Source organism: Amycolatopsis tolypomycina (genome assembly GCF_900105945.1).
In the GTDB taxonomy this organism is placed as follows: Bacteria; Actinomycetota; Actinomycetes; order Mycobacteriales; family Pseudonocardiaceae; genus Amycolatopsis; species Amycolatopsis tolypomycina.
The window spans coordinates 1056872-1073512 of the sequence record NZ_FNSO01000004.1 but is presented as its reverse complement, the minus strand read 5'-3'; the positions used below and the strand labels follow the sequence as shown (position 1 = coordinate 1073512).

General features: G+C 73.2%; 15 protein-coding genes and 2 pseudogenes. 8 read left to right on the top strand and 9 right to left on the bottom strand.

What is annotated here, in order from left to right:
* Positions 1-42 precede the first annotated feature (42 nt).
* The 3 genes from BLW76_RS15630 to BLW76_RS15620 all read right to left on the bottom strand — a co-directional run bounded on the left by BLW76_RS15630 (position 43) and on the right by BLW76_RS15620 (position 1929).
* Complete coding sequence (locus BLW76_RS15630; RefSeq protein ID WP_091307739.1) at positions 43-801, bottom strand: glucose 1-dehydrogenase; 759 nt, start codon at positions 799-801, stop codon at positions 43-45.
* Positions 798-1655 carry a 3-oxoacyl-ACP reductase gene (locus tag BLW76_RS15625; RefSeq protein ID WP_091307736.1) on the bottom strand — a complete coding sequence of 286 codons (858 nt, stop codon included), beginning with the start codon at positions 1653-1655 and terminating at the stop codon, positions 798-800. The genes BLW76_RS15630 and BLW76_RS15625 overlap by 4 nt, the downstream gene beginning before the upstream one ends.
* An 82-nt stretch (positions 1656-1737) precedes the next feature.
* The gene (locus BLW76_RS15620) at positions 1738-1929 is read right to left on the bottom strand and encodes a ferredoxin (RefSeq protein ID WP_091307734.1); all 192 of its coding nucleotides are present in this window, start codon (positions 1927-1929) and stop codon (positions 1738-1740) included.
* Between the two features lie 70 nt (positions 1930-1999).
* Between BLW76_RS15620 and BLW76_RS15615 the strand changes: the two genes are divergently transcribed.
* Complete coding sequence (locus tag BLW76_RS15615) at positions 2000-3163, top strand: acyl-CoA dehydrogenase family protein (RefSeq protein ID WP_091307732.1); 1164 nt, start codon at positions 2000-2002, stop codon at positions 3161-3163.
* 8 nt (positions 3164-3171) lie between these two features.
* The gene (locus tag BLW76_RS15610) at positions 3172-4194 is read left to right on the top strand and encodes an acyl-CoA dehydrogenase family protein (RefSeq protein WP_091307729.1); all 1023 of its coding nucleotides are present in this window, start codon (positions 3172-3174) and stop codon (positions 4192-4194) included.
* Here BLW76_RS15610 and BLW76_RS15605 read toward each other — a convergent pair.
* From BLW76_RS15605 to BLW76_RS15595, 3 genes are all read right to left on the bottom strand, one after another.
* The gene (locus tag BLW76_RS15605) at positions 4191-5324 is read right to left on the bottom strand and encodes a serine hydrolase domain-containing protein (RefSeq protein WP_091307726.1); all 1134 of its coding nucleotides are present in this window, start codon (positions 5322-5324) and stop codon (positions 4191-4193) included. The genes BLW76_RS15610 and BLW76_RS15605 overlap by 4 nt on opposite strands.
* A 63-nt stretch (positions 5325-5387) precedes the next feature.
* Positions 5388-8069 carry a bifunctional acetate--CoA ligase family protein/GNAT family N-acetyltransferase gene (locus BLW76_RS15600; RefSeq protein WP_091307724.1) on the bottom strand — a complete coding sequence of 894 codons (2682 nt, stop codon included), beginning with the start codon at positions 8067-8069 and terminating at the stop codon, positions 5388-5390.
* Positions 8070-8071: 2 nt separating this feature from the next.
* A complete protein-coding gene (locus BLW76_RS15595) occupies positions 8072-9241 on the bottom strand; it encodes an acetoin utilization protein AcuC (protein WP_091307721.1) in 1170 nt (389 codons plus the stop codon).
* 205 nt (positions 9242-9446) lie between these two features.
* Here BLW76_RS15595 and BLW76_RS49595 point away from each other — a divergent pair, with 205 nt between their 5' ends.
* Complete coding sequence (locus tag BLW76_RS49595; RefSeq protein WP_244170176.1) at positions 9447-9881, top strand: hypothetical protein; 435 nt, start codon at positions 9447-9449, stop codon at positions 9879-9881.
* Positions 9882-9909: 28 nt separating this feature from the next.
* Here the strand turns inward: BLW76_RS49595 and BLW76_RS15585 are convergent, their stop codons facing one another.
* On the bottom strand, positions 9910-10755 hold the full coding sequence (locus BLW76_RS15585) for a sulfurtransferase (RefSeq protein WP_091307720.1): 846 nt from the start codon (positions 10753-10755) through the stop codon (positions 9910-9912).
* Between the two features lie 148 nt (positions 10756-10903).
* On the opposite strand from BLW76_RS15585, the gene BLW76_RS15580 reads away from it, so the two are divergent.
* The 5 genes and pseudogenes from BLW76_RS15580 to BLW76_RS47745 form a co-directional block, all read left to right on the top strand.
* A complete protein-coding gene (locus tag BLW76_RS15580) occupies positions 10904-11620 on the top strand; it encodes an iron-dependent transcriptional repressor DtxR (protein ID WP_091307717.1) in 717 nt (238 codons plus the stop codon).
* Positions 11617-12801, top strand: coding sequence for a galactokinase (gene galK, locus BLW76_RS15575; protein WP_091307716.1), 1185 nt, complete (start codon positions 11617-11619; stop codon positions 12799-12801). The genes BLW76_RS15580 and galK overlap by 4 nt, the downstream gene beginning before the upstream one ends.
* A 99-nt stretch (positions 12802-12900) precedes the next feature.
* A complete protein-coding gene (galE, locus tag BLW76_RS15570; protein ID WP_091307713.1) occupies positions 12901-13881 on the top strand; it encodes a UDP-glucose 4-epimerase GalE in 981 nt (326 codons plus the stop codon).
* Between the two features lie 115 nt (positions 13882-13996).
* Positions 13997-14158, top strand: a pseudogene (locus BLW76_RS47750) (UDP-glucose 4-epimerase GalE); the annotation flags it as partial.
* Positions 14159-14273: 115 nt separating this feature from the next.
* Positions 14274-14435 (top strand): annotated as a pseudogene (locus BLW76_RS47745) (UDP-glucose 4-epimerase GalE); the annotation flags it as partial.
* A gap of 74 nt (positions 14436-14509) precedes the next feature.
* Here BLW76_RS47745 and BLW76_RS15555 read toward each other — a convergent pair.
* On the bottom strand, positions 14510-15562 hold the full coding sequence (locus tag BLW76_RS15555; RefSeq protein ID WP_091307706.1) for a DUF4192 domain-containing protein: 1053 nt from the start codon (positions 15560-15562) through the stop codon (positions 14510-14512).
* 203 nt (positions 15563-15765) lie between these two features.
* Positions 15766-16620 (bottom strand): M23 family metallopeptidase, encoded by an 855-nt coding sequence (locus BLW76_RS15550; RefSeq protein ID WP_091307704.1) that lies wholly within the window; start codon positions 16618-16620, stop codon positions 15766-15768.
* Positions 16621-16641 lie beyond the last annotated feature (21 nt).

The following is a 16641-nucleotide window of genomic DNA, read 5'->3' as shown; positions in this document are numbered from 1 at the left end:
CTTTTGTTAGCGGTGTTCACTCTCCCCTTCGGCAGTTCTCCTTCAGAAGTTGAGGGCGTGCGTCGCCGTCGCCCCGCCGTCCGCCACGAACTCCGCACCCGTGCAGTACGCGCTCTCGTCGCTGGCCAGGAACAACACCAGCTTGGCCACGTCCTCCGGCTGCCCGACCCGCTTCAGCGCGACCTTCTTGCCGACGTACGACATGTCGACTTTCTGGCCGCCCGCCGCGGTCTCGACCATCTTGGTGTCGATCGCGCCGGGGTGCACCGAGTTGACCCGGATGTGCTTCTTGCCGAGTTCCATCGCCGCGACCTTGGTCATCCCGCGGATCGCGAACTTGCTCGCGGTGTAGGCGACGAGGTAGGGCATCCCGGCCAGACCCTCCACAGAGGACACGTTGACGATGGAGCCACCGCCGGCGGCGGTCATCGGTTCAACGACCGAACGCATCCCGAGAAACGCCCCGATCTGGTTCACCCGGATCACGCGTTCGTAATCGGCGAGCGTCGTCTGCCCGAGTTCGGAAAAGTGCAGGATGCCGGCGTTGTTGACCAGCACGTTCGGGTGGCCGAACTCGGTGGTCGCGCGCTCGACCGCGGCGGCCCAGCCGTCCTCGTCGCCGACGTCGAGGTGCTGGTAGACGGCCTGCTCGCCGAGGTCGGCGGCCAGCTGCTTGCCCTCGTCGTCGAGGATGTCGGCGATCACCACCTTGGCGCCCTCGGCGACGAACGCGCGGGCGGCGGCCTCGCCCTGCCCGCGCGCGGCGCCGGTGATCAGGGCGATCTTCCCGTCCAGCCTCATGACTCTCCCTGGCTCTCGGTGACGGCGAACATCCGGGCGGGGTCCCGCCCGGCGAAGAACGCGCTGACCGACGTCTCGAGCTCGTCGAGGGTCCAGCGCTGCTCGATCCGCGGGGCCTCGACGAGCGCGACCGTGCCGCCGTGGACGACGAACACCTGGCCGTTGACGTGCTCGGCCGCCGGGGAGGCGAGGTAGGCGACGAAGGGGGCGACGTGCTCGACCGAGAGCGGATCGACACTGTCGGCAGGAGCAGCGCCGAACACGCCCTCGGTCATCGCCGTCCGCGCGCGCGGGCAGATCGCGTTGGCGCGGACGCCGTACTTGGCCAGGCTCCGGGCGGCCGACATGGTGAGGGCGGTGATGCCCGCCTTCGCCGCGGCGTAGTTGGGCTGGCCGGGCGAGCCGAAGAGGAACGCCTCGGACGCGGTGTTGACCAGCCGCCCGTACACCGGCTTCCCGTCCGCTTTGGACCTGTCGCGCCAGTGCTTCGCGGCGTTGCGGGACAACAGGAAGTGGCCGCGCAGGTGGACGCGCAGCACGGTGTCCCACTCGTCGTCGGACATCGAGAACAGCATGCGGTCGCGCACGACGCCGGCGTTGTTGACCACGATGTCGAGGCCGCCGAGGTCGAGCGCGGCTTCGGTGAGCGCGTCGGCCGTGGCGCGTTCGCCGACGTCGCCGGCGACCGCGACGGCCCGGCCGCCCGCCGCTTCGATCTCGGCGACGACGTCCTTCGGCTCGCTGATGTCGTTGACGACGACCGTGGCGCCGCCGGCCGCGAGCGCGAGCGCTTCGGCCCGGCCCAGCCCCGCGGCGGCACCCGTGACGATCGCCGTCCTGCCGGTCAAGCTCACCGCGGCCTCCTCGCCGACTCCTGGATCTCGCGCCTACAGTAGAATCTGTTCTCGTTCGGGGCAACCCTTTCGGTGAACGCCGCTAACCAATGGTGAACAGGGCGTTCTTCGGACAGCCCTTGATCGCATCAGAAACGCGTTCTACCTGGTCGACCGGGACCGCGCCGGGTCGGATGACGAGTTCTTCGTCGTCGTCGAGGTCGAAGATCTCCGGTGCGAACCCCACGCACACCGCGTTCGCCTCGCACAGCTCGCGGTCGACCCCGATCTCCATGCTTCCTCCACCACGTGAGTCCTGGTACAACTAGAACAGGTTCTAGTGTAACGCCGGATCGAGGTGACGGGTGCGGATCGACTACACACCGGAGCAGCAGGCCCTGGCCGCGGAGCTTCGGGAGTACTTCGCCGAGCTGATGACGCCCGAACGGCGCGCCGGCCTCCGCTCGGGCGGCGGCGAGTACGGCGATGGCGTGGCGTACAAGGAGATCGTGCGGCAGCTGGGCAAGGACGGCTGGCTCGCGCTGGGCTGGCCGCCCGAGTACGGCGGGCAGGGCCGGTCGATGCTCGACCAGCTGATCTTCACCGACGAAGCGGCCGTCGCCGGGGTGCCGGTGCCGTTCCTGACGGTGAACACCGTCGGCCCGACGATCATGCGCTACGGCACCGAAGACCAGAAGGCGTTCTACCTGCCGAAGATCGCCGCCGGCGAGCTGCACTTCTCGATCGGCTACTCCGAGCCGGAGGCCGGCACCGACCTGGCGTCGCTGCGGACGCGCGCCGAGCGCGACGGCGACGAGTACGTCGTCACCGGCCAGAAGATGTGGACGAGCCTGATCGAGTACGCCGACTACGTCTGGCTCGCGGTCCGGACCGACCCGTCCGCGAAGAAGCACCGCGGGCTCTCGATGCTCATCGTGCCGACGTCCGCCGAGGGGTTCTCCTGGACCAAGGTGCACACGGTCGCGGGCGCCGGGACGAGCGCGACCTACTACGACGGCGTGCGCGTGCCGGTGTCGGCGCGCGTCGCCGAGGAGAACGCGGGCTGGCCGCTGATCACCAACCAGCTCAACCACGAACGCGTCGCGCTGACGTCGTCGGCACCGATCCGCAAGGCACTGGCCGACGTCCTGGCGTGGGCACGGGAGACCGGCGCCCTCGACCAGGAGTGGGTGCGGCTGCACCTGGCGCGGGTGCACGCGGGCGCGGAGTACCTGAAGCTGCGGAACTGGCGGATCGCCTGGGCGGCCGCGAACAGCGAGCTCGGCCCGGCGGAGGCGTCGGCGACGAAGGTGTTCGGCACGGAGTTCGCGATCGAGGCCTACCGGCTGCTGATGGAGGTGCTCGGCGCGGCCGCCGTCGTCCGCGAAGGCTCGCCGGGCGCGCAGCTGGCCGGGCGGATCGAGCGGCTGCACCGGTCGGCGCTGATCCTCACCTTCGGCGGCGGCACCAACGAGATCCAGCGGGACATGATCGCCGCCACCGCCCTCGGCCTGCCCGTCACGCGCTAGGAGCACCCATGGACTTCACCCCTTCCGAGGCGTCGGCCGACCTCGCCGCGCTGACCCGGCGGCTGCTGGCCGACAAGGCCACCCACGACCCGCACGGCACCGGCGGTTTCGACGCGATCGCGTGGGCGGCGCTCGGCCAGGCGGGCGTGCTGGACGCGGCCCTGCCGTCGTCCCTCGGCGGCGGCGGGTTCGGGCTGCCGGAGCAGTGCGCGGTGCTGACCGAGATCGGCCGCGCGGTCGCGGCGGTCCCCTATCTCCCGTCGATCACGATGGCGGCGTCGGCACTGGCGGAGTTCGGCACGCCGGAGCTGGTGGACCGCTGGGTGCTGCCGGTCCTGCGCGGCGAGCGGGTGCTCGCGGTGGCGCTGTCCGGGTTCACGGCTGCGGACGGCCGGGTGTCGGGCACGCAGACGGCCGTGCCCTTCGGGGCCTTCGCGCACGGGTTCCTGGTGGCCACGCCCGGCGAGGTGTTCCTGGTCGACGCCGCGGCCACGGGTGTCTCGGTGCGGCCTCAGCAGACGACCGACCACGCCGACGCCGGTCTCCTGGAACTGTCCGGGGTGCCGGGAGTGCCACTGGGCGACATCGGCGAGTGGCTGCGCCTGCGCGGGACGGCCGGGGTGTGCGCGCAGCAGCTCGGCGTCGTCGAGCGGGCACTGGAACTGACCGCGGCGTACGCGGCCGAGCGGAAGCAGTTCGACCACGTGATCGGCGGGTTCCAGGCGGTGCGCCAGCGGCTCGCGGACGCCTACCTGGACGTCGAAGCGGTCCGCCTGGCGACGCTGCAGGCGGCCTGGCAGCTTTCGTCGGACGTCCCGGCCGCGGCGGCGGTGGCGACGGCGAAGTTCTGGGCGGCGGAAGCGGGCCACCGGGTGGCCCACACGGCGGTCCACGTCCACGGCGGCGTCGGCATCGACGTGGACCACGTGGTGCACCGCTACTTCGCGGCGGCGAAGCGCCTGGAGTTCCAGCTCGGCGGGGCCACGCAGCAGTTGCTGGCCCTCGGCGACCTCCTCGCCGGTCCGGCCTAGCTCGCCGCGTAGGTCCAGAACTCCTTCATCAGCGGGGTGGGCTCGGGGCTGGTCAGCTCGACCTGGGTGAGCAGCACCGAGACCGTGCCCGTCGACGGGACCAGGTGCCAGGCCGTGCCCGCGCCGCCGACCCAGCCGCAGCGGCCCGGGATCTCCCAGGGGTGCTTCGGGTCGACGTCGACCGAGACGCCGAAACCCCAGCCCTGGCCGTTCAGGAACGGGCGCGCCGCGTCCCGCTGGGCCGGGGTCAGGTGGTCGGTCGTCATGCGGTGGACCGACTCCCGCGTCAGCAGGCGGTGGCCGCCCGCCGTGCCGCCGTCGCGCAGGAAGCGCGCGAACGCCAGCAGGTCGTCGGCCGTCGAGACGAGCCCGCCCGCCCCGGACGGGAACGGCGGCGGCGCGCTCCAGCGGCCCTCCGGGGAGTCGGCCAGCCGCAGTCCCGCCTCGCCGCGGCGGTAGGCGCTGGTGAACCGGCCGAGCGCCGCGGTCGGCACGGTGAACCCGGTGTCGGTCATGCCGAGCGGCTCGAACAGCCGCTCGGCCAGGAACTCCGGCAGCGGACGGCCCGCCACCCGCGCGATCAGCACGCCCTGCAGGTCCGAGCCGGTGCCGTAGAGCCATCCCTGTCCCGGCTGGTTCAGCATCGGGACCTGGGCCAGCGCCGCCAGCCACTCGTCCGGCGTCAGCGCCCGCGGGGACGCCGCCGGGTGGCCCAGCACCTGCAGCAGCAGGTCGAGCGCGGGCGACGTCATGTCCTCGGCGAGGCCGTACCCGCAGCGGAAGGTGAGCAGGTCGGCGACCGTGACCGGGCGGACGGCCGGCACGACGTCGTCGACCGGGCCCGCCGGCGTCCGGACGACCACGGGAGCCGCCAGCTCCGGCAGCCAGCGCGCGATCGGGTCGGTCAGGGCCAGCTCGCCGTCGTCGGCGAGCAGCAGGACGGCCGCGGCGGTGATCGGCTTGGTGAGCGCCGCGATGCGGAACAGCGAGTCCCGGGCCATCGGCACCGTGCCCCCGGCGTCGGCCGAGCCGACGGCCGCGGCTTCGACCTGGTCGCCGCGGGCCACCAGCGCCACCGCGCCCGGGACGTCGCCGGTGTGCCGGGTCAGCAGCTCCGTCAGCGAGGTCATGCTCGGCACCTTTCTCAGCCGCCCGCGTGCGTTCCGTGGCGCCGTCCCGGCCGGAACGGGTGCTCAGTCCTGGGGGTTGATCGCGCGCAGCCGGCGCGGGCCGGTGTCGGGCCGGGACGGCGGCGCGCCCAGCACCAGGCGGGCGTTGGCGACGAAGGCGCCGTCCGGCGAGGCCAGGATCGGGTCGAGCACCAGCGACCGCACCTCCGGGTTGTCCTCGGCCAGCGCGGCCACGCGCAGCACCATGTCCTGCAGCGCGGCGAGGTCGGCCGGCTCGTCACCGCGGTAGCCGGTGAGCAGCGGCGCCGTCCGCGGCTCGCGCAGCAGCGTCGCGGCGTCGACGTCGGTGAGCGGCACCGCGCGGTAGGCGCGGTCGCCGAGCAGCGTGCTGACCAGCCCGGACAGCCCGAACGACACGAGCGTGCCGAACGACGGGTCGTCCTGCAGCCCGATCACGCACGACAGGCCCTTGGGCGCCATCCGCTGGACGTACACCTCGTCGTCGCCGGAGACCTCGCGCAACGTCTCGTAGGCGTTGCGCACCGAGTCTTCCGAGGCCAGGTCGAGCCGGACACCGGCCAGGTCGGGCCGGCCGCGCAGCCGCTCGTCGACCGCCTTGAGCGTCACCGGGTAGCCCAGCTCGCCGGCCGCCGCCACCGCTTCGTCCACAGTGGACACGATGCGGAAGGGCACGACGCCGATGCCGTAGCAGTCCAGCAGCCGCACGACTTCGGCGTCGGAGAGCAACGTCGTCTTGCCGCTGCCGGCGTCCAGGAGCTCGCGCACGATGCCTTGGGCCTGCTCGGTGTGGATGCCCGCGGGCCGCACCAGCGTGCCCTGCGGGCGCTGCCGCCACGCCGCGTACCGCACGACCCTGGCGAGCGCGTTGACCGCGCGTTCGGGGCTCGGGTACGACGGGATCGAGCCCCGCGTCGGGACGCCGTCTTCGGTGAGGACCGCGAGTTCGTCCGGGACCCCCTCCGCGGCGAGGAACGTCGAGACGATCGGCTTGCGCTGCGCCAGCTCGACCACGGTCTCGCGCAGGGCGCGCGCGTACGCGGTGCCGGGAATCGCGATCGGCGGCGCGAACACGACGACGAGCGCGTCGGTCTCCGGCGAGATCAGGGCTTCGCGGACGGCCTTGGCGAACTCCTCCGGCGGGGCCTGCGGGCCGACGTCCACCGGGTCCGTCGCCAGCCGCAGGCCCTGCATCCGCGCGGTGTCGGCGGCCAGCAGCCCGATCGCGCTGGAGTTGCCGACGATGCCGACCCGCGGCCCGGCGGGCAGCGGCTGGTGGGCGAACACGAGCGCGGTGTCGAACAGCTGCGCCAGCGACTCGACCCGGACGACCCCGGCCTGCTCGAACAACGTCTGGACGCTGGCTTCGTCGATCTCCGTCGACGTGGCCGCCAGCTGCGGCCGGACCGCGTGCCGCCCGGACTTCACCGCGACGATCGGCTTCGTCCGGGCGAGGCGGCGGGCCAGCCGCGCGAACTTGCGCGGGTTGCCGAAGGACTCCAGGTACAGCAGCACGAGGTCGGTGTCCGGGTCGGTTTCCCAGTACTGGAGCAGGTCGTTGCCCGAGACGTCGGCGCGGTTGCCGGCCGAGACGAACGTCGACAGGCCGAGCCCGCGCGCCTCGGCGTCGGCGAGGATCGCGGTGCCCAGCGCGCCCGACTGGCAGAAGAAGCCGGTGCGCCCGCGGCCGGGCAGCCGCGGCGCGAGGGTGGCGTTCAGCCGGATCCCGGGCGCGGTGTTCAGCACGCCGAGCGCGTTCGGGCCGACCACGCGCATGCCGTGCGCCCGCGCCTCGCCGACCAGCCGCAGCTCGGCGTGCAGGCCGTGCGGGCCGGCTTCGGCGAACCCGCTCGACAGGATCAGCAGCGTCTTCACGCCCTTCGCCAGGCAAGCGTCCAAGACGGACTCGACGGACTCGGCGGGCACCGCGACGACGGCCAGGTCGACCGGGTCCGGGATGTCCAGCACCGACGGGTACGCGCGGACGCCGCGGACCGAGCGGTGCTCCGCGTTGACCGGGTAGACGGTGCCGGTGAACGCGGCGACCAGGAGGTTCGCGAACGCGACGTGCCCGACCTTGCCCGGCTCGGTGGACGCGCCGATCACCGCGACCGACGTCGGGTGCAGCAGGTTGTGCACGCTGCGCGCTTCGGCGGCCTGTTCGCGCGAGCGCGCGACGGCGAGGGACTCCTCGGTCGGGTCGATGTCGAACTCCAGGTGCAGCACGCCTTCCTCGATTTCGCGGCTGACCTGGTAGCCGGCGTCGCGGAAGACCCGCACCATGGCGGAGTTCTCGGCGAGCACCTCGGCGACGAACCGGCGCAGCCCGCATTCGGAGGCGGCCGCGGCGAGGTGTTCGAGCAGGATCGAGCCGAGCCCGCGGCCCTGGTGGTTGTCGCTGACGACGAAGGCGACCTCGGCCGACGGCCCGTGGTCGAGCCGCTCGTACCGGCCGACGGCCACGATGTCGTCGCCCAGGAACGCGGCGAACGCGACCCGGTCGTGGTGGTCGACCGTGGAGAAGCGCTTCAGGTCCTTCTCCGGGATCCGCGGGTAGGCGCCGAAGTACCGGAAGTAGCGGGTGCGCTCGGACAGCTTGGCGTGGAAGGAGACGAGACCGTCGGCGTCGGTGGGCACGATCGGCCGCAGGTGGACGGTGCCGCCGTCGGACAGCACGACGTCGGCCTCCCAGTCGCGGGGGTAGTCGAAGGGGTCCCGTCCGGCCATCGTCAGTCCCTGGGGTCGTCGGGGTCCAGGCCGTGCAATGGGAAGACGGCGCGGCGGGTGTCCCGGACGGCGATGTCGACCGGGTCGTCCTCGCCGTCGCCCCACGGCTTGAACCCCGTGTCGCGGTCGTCGGACATGGTCTGCGGGAGCTCGGCGTGCGGGGCGGCCTTGGTGACGGTCTCCCGCCAGGCGGGCGGCAGCGGCGTCGCCGGGTCGACGTCCCGGTCGAGGACGGTGGCGATCAGGTGCGTCCAGGATCGCGGCACGACCCGGATCAGCTGGTAACCGCCCCCGCCGACGGCGATCCACTTGCCGCCGGCGTAGGTCTCGGCGAGCTCGCGGAGGGTGGCGTAGATGGTGCGGTGGCCGTCGACGGACAGCGAGAGGTCGGCCAGCGGGTCTTCTTCGTGCGAGTCGACACCGCACTGGGTGAACAGCAACTGCGGTTCGAAGTCGGCGAGCAGCGAGGGGACGACGGCGTGGAACGCGCGCAGCCACCCGGGGTCCGTGGTCCGCGGCGGCAGCGGGACGTTGACGGACGTGCCGTCGGCCTTCCCGCGGCCGGTCTCGGCGGAGTAGCCGGTGCCGGGCCAGAGCGTGAAGGGGTGCTGGTGCATCGAGATGGTGAGGACGCGCGGGTCGTCGTAGAAGGCGGCCTGGACGCCGTCGCCGTGGTGGACGTCGGTGTCGATGTAGGCGATCCGGTCGAAGCCGTGGTCGAGCAGCCACGAGATGGCGACGGCGCAGTCGTTGTAGACGCAGAAGCCGGCGGCCTGGTCGCGCATGGCGTGGTGCAGGCCGCCGGCGATGTTGACGGCCCGGTTCGCTTCGCCCTCGGCGACCTTCCGCGCGGCGAGCAGCGTGGAGCCGACGACGAGAGCGGAGGCGTCGTGCATGTCGGCGAAGACGGGGTTGTCGGAGGTGCCGAGCCCGTGCCCGACATCCCACCCGACGAGCGGAGCGTCCCGCACGGCGGCGAGGTATTCGGGGGCGTGGATCCGGAGGAGCTCTTCGTCCCCGGCGCCGGTGGGGACGAGCAGTTCGACGTCCCGCAGCACGCCGAGCTCGGTGGCCAGCCGGACGGTGAGCTCCAGCCGGACGGGATTGAAGGGGTGCTCCCCACCCAGGTCGTAACCCAGCAGGGCACGGTCCCAAACAACGGCCGGCGACATACCTCCCGACTCTAGTGCCGATCGCGCAATTCCGTGGACCGGACCGGCCCCGGCCTGGTTCCCTCCGCCGGTGCACCGCACCGATCACGGCGGCGGCCGCGACAGCTTCGGCTGGGACCCGGTGGTCGCGGCTGAGCGCACGGGGCGCCCGCCCGGTGACGTTCGACCTGCGCGGCCACGGCGCCACCCCGGCAGCCCCGTGGACGTGGGAGTCGGCTTTGGCGGACGTCCGCGAGATCGTCGCCGGGCCGACACCGGAGCGGCCGGTGGTCTGCGGCTCGCCGACCCACCGGCCGGGCACCGGGCGGTCCGGGAAGCGCCGGCCGCGATGTCGGCGGGCCTCGACGAGGACTTCCTCGCCGTCATGCGCGCGATCGACGCCCTGGACCTCTTCGCGGCCTACCGGCGCATCCGCGGACCGCTGGTGGTGACGCGCGGGCAGCAGTCGATGGCGGACCTGCTGCCCGCGGAGGCTCAGGAGCCGTGGCGGGCGTACGAGCGGTGGACGCTCGCCGAGCTGCGCCGGACGGAGGCGGCGGTGGCCGGGTTCCGGCTGCACGAGACGGCCGGTGGTCACGACGTGCACCTGGCGGAACCGGACCTGGTGGTGTCACTGATCGCCCCGGCACTGCGCGGCTGAGCGGCCCCGGGTCCGGTTCGCCGGTGTCTCAGCCGGGCAGGGTGCCGGTCGCCGCCGGGCGCTGCGGGTCCCGGGACCAGTGCGACCACGAGCCCGCGTACAGGCCCGCTCCCGGGTGGCCCGCCAGCTCCAGTGCCAGGACCACCGAACTGGCCGTCACGCCCGAGCCGCAGTACGCGCCGACCGGCTCGCCCGGGCGGAGGCCCAGGCCCGCGAACCGCTCCGCCAGCTCGGCCGGGGGCCGCCAGCGGCCGTCGGGGCCGAGGTGGGCCGGGAACGGGGCGTTCACCGCGCCCGGGATGTGGCCCGCCCGGGGGTCCACCGGCTCCGTCTCGCCCGCGTAGCGCGGGGTGGCCCGGGCGTCGAGGAGCAGGCCGTCGCGGGCGAGGGCGGCCGCTTCGTCCGCGTCGAGGACCGGCATCGCGCCCGGCCGGACCTCGATGTCGCCCGGCTCCGGGTGCGGCTCCTCCGTGCTCACCGGGTGCCCCTCGGCCGTCCACGCCGCGTAACCGCCGTCGAGGACCGCCACCTCTTCGTGGCCCGCCCAGCGCAGGAGCCACCAGGCGCGCGCCGCCACCGAGCCGTCCGCGTCGTCGTACGCCACCACCGGGACGCCCGCGCGGACGCCCGCCGCGCGCAGGTCGCGCTGCAGGTCCGCCGGGTCGGGCAGGGGGTGACGGCCGCCTTCGCCCGGCTCTCCGGCGAGCACGCGGTCGAGGTCGGTGAACACTGCTCCGGGCACGTGCCCCTCGCGGTAGGAGTCGGCGCCGGGCGGGCCGGCGAGCCGCCAGCGGACGTCGAGGACCACGGGGCGGTCCCCGGCCGGGCCGGCCAGCGCGGCGGCGAGGTCGGTGGTGCTGATCAGCGGACGCATGCCTCCCATCTTCCAGCGGCCGCCCACCCGGCCGCTCCCGGGTGCGGACCTCTCCCCCACCGGCGAGTTGTCACCGATGTGGTCGGATCGATAACCATCGGCGCCGTACCCCCGAGGGCCGCCGCCGCTGCCGCGGTCAACGACTACGATGAGCAACGCGGACGAAGGGGACAGCGTGAACGATCTCATCGACACCACCGAGATGTACTTGCGTACCATCTACGAGCTCGAAGAAGAGGGTGTCGTTCCGCTGCGCGCCCGCATCGCCGAGCGCCTGCAGCAGAGCGGCCCGACCGTGAGCCAGACCGTCGCCCGGATGGAGCGTGACGGGCTGGTCGTGGTCGCCGACGACCGGCACCTCCAGCTGACCGACCACGGCCGCGAACTGGCCATCGCCGTCATGCGCAAGCACCGCCTGGCCGAGCGCCTCCTCGTCGACGTGATCGGGCTCGAGTGGGAGCACGTGCACAACGAGGCGTGCCGCTGGGAGCACGTGATGAGCGAGGCCGTCGAGCGCAAGCTGGTCAAGCTGCTCGACCACCCCACCACGTCGCCCTACGGCAACCCGATCCCCGGCCTGGACAAGCTGGGCGACGGCGACCCGGCCCCGCCGGCGGAGGCGGACCTGGTCCGGCTCGACGAATTCGCCCGCACCGGGGGCGGCCGCGTCGAGATCCGGCGCATCGCCGAGCACGTCCAGCTGGACGAGTCGCTGATGACCGAGCTCAAGTCCGTCGGCATCGTGCCGGGCGGCACGGTCACCGTCGGCAAGGCCAACGGCGCCACCATCGAGGTCACCGGCGGCGACACCACCGCCCAGGTCGCCAGCTCCGCGCTGCACGCCGTCCTGGCGCAGGCCCGATGAGCCCCGCTTCGGAGGCCGTGGCGGCGTTCCGCACGGTCCACGGCACCGCGCCCGCGGGCGTGTGGTCGGCACCCGGCCGGGTCAACCTGATCGGCGAGCACACCGACTACAACGACGGCTTCGTGCTGCCCTTCGCCCTGCCCCACCGCCTGGCCGCGGCGGCTTCACCCCGCGAAGACGGCGTCCTGTCCGTGGCCACCCTGGGCGACGACGGCCAGCTCCAGCGCTCCGGCGAGCTCAAGATCGCCGACCTGGCGCCGGGCACGGTCGACGGGTGGGCCGCGTACCCGGCGGGCGTCGCCTGGGTGCTGCGCGACCAGGGCTTCGCGAACGGCGCCGACCTGGTCATCGCCGGGGACGTGCCGTCGGGGGCCGGGCTGTCCTCCTCCCACGCGCTCGAGTGCGCGGTCTCGCTCGCGCTGCTGGGCCTGGCCGGGCTGGAACTGGACGGCAGCCGCGCCGAGGCGCCGACGCGGCCCCAGGTCGCGCGGTGGGTGCAGCGCTCGGAGAACGACTTCGTCGGCGCCCCCACCGGCCTGCTCGACCAGACGGCGTCCCTCTGCTGCACCGAGTCCCACGTGCTGTTCCTCGACGTGCGCTCGGGCGAGCAGGAACAGGTGCCGTTCGGCCTCGCCGAGGCGGGGCTGCAGGTGCTGATCATGGACACCCGCACCAAGCACTCGCACGCCGAGGGCGGGTACGGCGAGCGCCGCCGCGGCACCGAACGGGCAGCCGAGCTGCTCGGGGTGAAGGCGCTGCGCGACGTCACCGTCGAAGGGCTCGCCGACGCCCTCGACCGGCTGCCGGCGGACCTCGTGCCGCTGGTGCGGCACGTCGTCACCGAAAACCAGCGGGTGCTCGAGACGGTCGAGCTGCTGCGCGCCGGCCGGCTGGCCGAGATCGGGCCGTACCTCGACGCCTCGCACGTCAGCATGCGCGACGACTACCGGATCTCCACGGCCGAGCTGGACCTCGCGGTCGACTCGGCGCGGGCGGCCGGCGCGCTCGGCTCGCGGATGACCGGCGGCGGCTTCGGCGGCTCGGCGATCGCCCTGGTCCGCGAAGCCGACCTCGAGCGGGTCAAGGAGGCCGTCGAGGCGGCCTACGAGAAGGCCGGCTACCGGCGGCCGCGGATGTTCACGGCGGTGCCCTCCCGCGGCGCCGGCCGCGACGAGCTCTGAGGCCGCGCGGGTCCGTGCGGGGCAACCCCCGCCCGGACCCGCGCGTCGCCATGGGGGAAGACTGTGGGGCACAGTCACCCTCGGCAGGAAGGCCTGGATGTGTCGGAGCAGAGCAACGCCCTGAAGCTGGTCGTGACGGGCGGAGCCGGGTACGTCGGAAGTGTCTGCGCCGCCCGGCTGATCGAGGCCGGGCACCAGGTCACCGTCGTCGACGACCTGTCCACCGGCCACGCCGACGCCGTTCACCCGGACGCGCGGTTCATCGAGGGCGACGCCGCGGAGGTGGCGGGCAGCCTGCTGCGCGAGGGCTTCGACGGCGTGCTGCACTTCGCGGCCAAGTCGCTGGTCGGCGAGTCGATGACAGAGCCGGCGAAGTACTGGGAAGGCAACGTCGTCACCTCGCTGCGCCTCCTGGAGGCCATGCACGAGCACGGCACGCCCCGGCTGGTGTTCTCCTCGACGGCGGCGACCTACGGCGAGCCGGAGCAGTCGCCGATCGCGGAGACGGCGCCGACCCGGCCGACCAACACCTACGGCGCCACGAAGCTCGCCATCGACGCCGCGATCACCAGCTTCGCCGCCGCGCACGGCCTGGCGGCGGTGAGCCTGCGGTACTTCAACGTCGCGGGTGCGTACGGCGCCTTCGGTGAGCGCCACGCCACGGAAACCCATCTCATTCCTCTCGTTCTGCAGGTCGCCTCGGGCGACCGCGAGCGCATCCAGATCTTCGGCGACGACTACCCGACGCCGGACCACACGGCGGTGCGCGACTACATCCACGTCGTGGACCTCGCGGACGCGCACCTGCTGGCGCTGAAGCACGCCACCGCGGGCGAGCACCGCATCTACAACCTGGGCAACGGCACCGGGTTCTCCGTTCTCGAGGTGATCGAGGCCTGTCGCGCGGTCACCGGGCACCCGGTGCCGGCGGCGGTGGCTCCGCGCCGGGCGGGGGATCCGTCGGTGCTCGTGGCGGCCAGTGACCGGGCTCGGGAAGAGCTGGGCTGGAAGCCGGAGCGGACCGACCTGGCCGGGATCGTGCGGGACGCGTGGGAGTTCACGCAGGCACGGCGGGGCTGATCCGTGCGCTGATCGACGATGGTCGGCGGGCTGGCCGGGACTCCGGTACCCCGCCGGCCACAGTGGACACCACGTTCACGCCGCCTGCTCCGCATCGAGTTCCAACGGCTCCAAACCGAAGCCGGCGGCGGTGGCTCCGCGCCGGGCGGGGGATCCGTCGGTGCTCGTGGCGGCCAGTGACCGGGCTCGGGAAGAGCTGGGCTGGAAGCCGGAGCGGACCGACCTGGCCGGGATCGTGCGGGACGCCTGGGAGTTCACGCAGGCACGGCGGGGCTGATCCGTGCGCTGATCGACGATGGTCGGCGGGCTGGCCGGGACTCCGGTACCCCGCCGGCCACAGTGGACACCACGTTCACGCCGCCTGCTCCGCATCGAGTTCCAACGGCTCCAAACCGAAGCCGGCGGCGGTGGCTCCGCGCCGGGCGGGGGATCCGTCGGTGCTCGTGGCGGCCAGTGACCGGGCTCGGGAAGAGCTGGGCTGGAAGCCGGAGCGGACCGACCTGGCCGGGATCGTGCGGGACGCCTGGGAGTTCACGCAGGCACGGCGGGGCTGATCCGTGCGCTGATCGACGGTGGTCGGCGGGCTGGCCGGGACTCCGGCACCTGCCGTCCACAATGGACATCACCGTCACGCCGCCTGCTCGGCATCGAATTCCGCCGGCTCCAGGCCGAAGCCGACGAGGTGCCCCGCTGCCGCCGTCGCCAAGCCGCGGATCACCTTCGGGGGTGTTCCGTGGTGCAGCACCCTCTTCAGCAACGACGCCAGCACGTGGCCCGGTTGTGCCTCCAGGGCGTTGTCCAGGGCCATGCCCGCGAAGGCTCCGTCTCCGCGCATGTACGCCGTGAAGCCCAGCAGCGTCGCCGCCTCTGCTCGATCGGGGGCCGGTGTCTCGCGGACCAGTGTCAGCCACAAGCGCTCCGCTTCCCTGGCCTGCGTGGTCTTCGGGGGTACCGCCATCGCCAGGCAGGCGTCGCGGATTTCCGGCAGCCGCAGGGCACAGGCCAGCAGGATCGCCTCCTCGTCCGTCAGGGCACCTTCGCCTTTTCGCTGACGGACGAACGCCGCGCGGACCACCGACGCCGCCTCGTTGACTCGGGTGGCGACCGGCCATGGCGGGGATGTCATGCGGGACAAGCGATCCGCGCGTCGAGCGACCGCCTCCGGGGTCCGCGGGGCCAGCAGCGCCTCGAGTTCCTCGCGGCTGTCGAACGCCACCGTGCCGTACTCGGTCGCGGCCGCCGCGATGACCGTGGTGCGCAGGTCCGGCAACGCGCCCGCGCATTCTTCGAGGCGGTAACACGCCCAGGGCGCGCCCGTGCTGATGGCGGGTGTCCACAGGGCGTGCAGGACCGGGAGATCCCGCTCCCCCAGCGCCGCCGCCAGCTCGTCGACGAAATCCCGGTGCGGCGGCGGCTTTCCGGGTCTTCGGTGGCCGCCGACGACGGCCAGCGTCACGCCGATGTGGCGGCCAGCGGCGAAGCGGGCGGCCAGCGCCCGTGCCTGGTGGACGCGGTGTTCGCGGCGCGGGAGGTCGCCGCGCAGGACCAGGCCCGGGGTGTCGCCGGGGTCTTCGTGGCCGATCAGGACCACGGACTTCGCGGGGCGGAAGCCGATCAGGTACGGGAGGGCGGCCAGCAGCTGCGCGGGGTCGCGGAGGTCGGCCGGGGTGGTTGCGGTCATGCCTCCACAGTGGGGCACGCCGCGGCCGGATGGGGCGGTGGCGGGAAATCTGTGGATGGCGGGGGCCGATGTGGACGAAACCCGCCCGGCCGGGGCCGGGCGGGGTGTTCCTGTCGGTGGGGCGGACTATGCTGTCCGGCCCCACCGGCCGGATCGTCTTGCGGGGGCAGGCCCCCGGCCGGGACGAAGCCCGGTGGCACAGGTCAGCCGCAGTGCTCGAACCCGCTCTCGTAGGTGTTGGCGCCCACCGAGCCGCCCCACTTCACGCAGGTCGCTTCGGCGGTCTTCTTGACCGGCCCGGCGTAGTAGGTGAAGTCACCGGAATCGGTCACCCGCGCCGAACCCTGGACCTCCAGGAACGCCGACACCTGGCTGGCCGTGCCGAGCGACGTCGACTTCAGCGTGGTCACGCAGTTCGCCTTGGTGGAAGCGTTGTACAGCAGGTAGGCCGTGCCCGAGGAGTTGGCCAGCGCCTGCTGGTCCACGACGTCGAAGCCGTCACCGCAGACCTCGTCGGCCGAGTACGGGTTGCCGCCGCAGCCGTTCTTGCTCGTGAAGCTGGTGTGGCCGTAGTACGGCACGGCGACGCCGTTCAGCTTCGCCTTCTGCACCACGCCGTCGAGGCGCTCTTCGAAGTGCAGGTGCGGGCCGGTGACGCCGCCGGTCGCGCCCGCCTTGCCGATCTGCTTGCCGCCCGCGACCGACTGCCCGACGGAAACCTCCTGGGCCGACAGGTGCGCGTACCGCGTGCGCCAGCCGCCACCGTGGTCCACCTCGATCCACTTGCCGTAGCTCGAGCCGCCTTCGTCGGCGACCCGGGTCACGGTGCCCGACGCCGAGGCGAGCACCGGCATGCCGGTGATGCCGTCCTTCTGGAAGTCGACCGAGTAGGCCGGGCTGTGACCGCTGAACGTCGCGGCGGTGACGGTGACGCCGCACTTGAACGGCACCTGGAAGTTGGGCGCGGCCGAGGCCGTCGTCTGACCGGCGAGGGAAAGGCCGAGCGCGGGCAGCGCCGCGGCGGCGGCGATCAGGGCGAGCCGTCGCAACCTGGACATGGGAGAACCTCCTGCACAAAC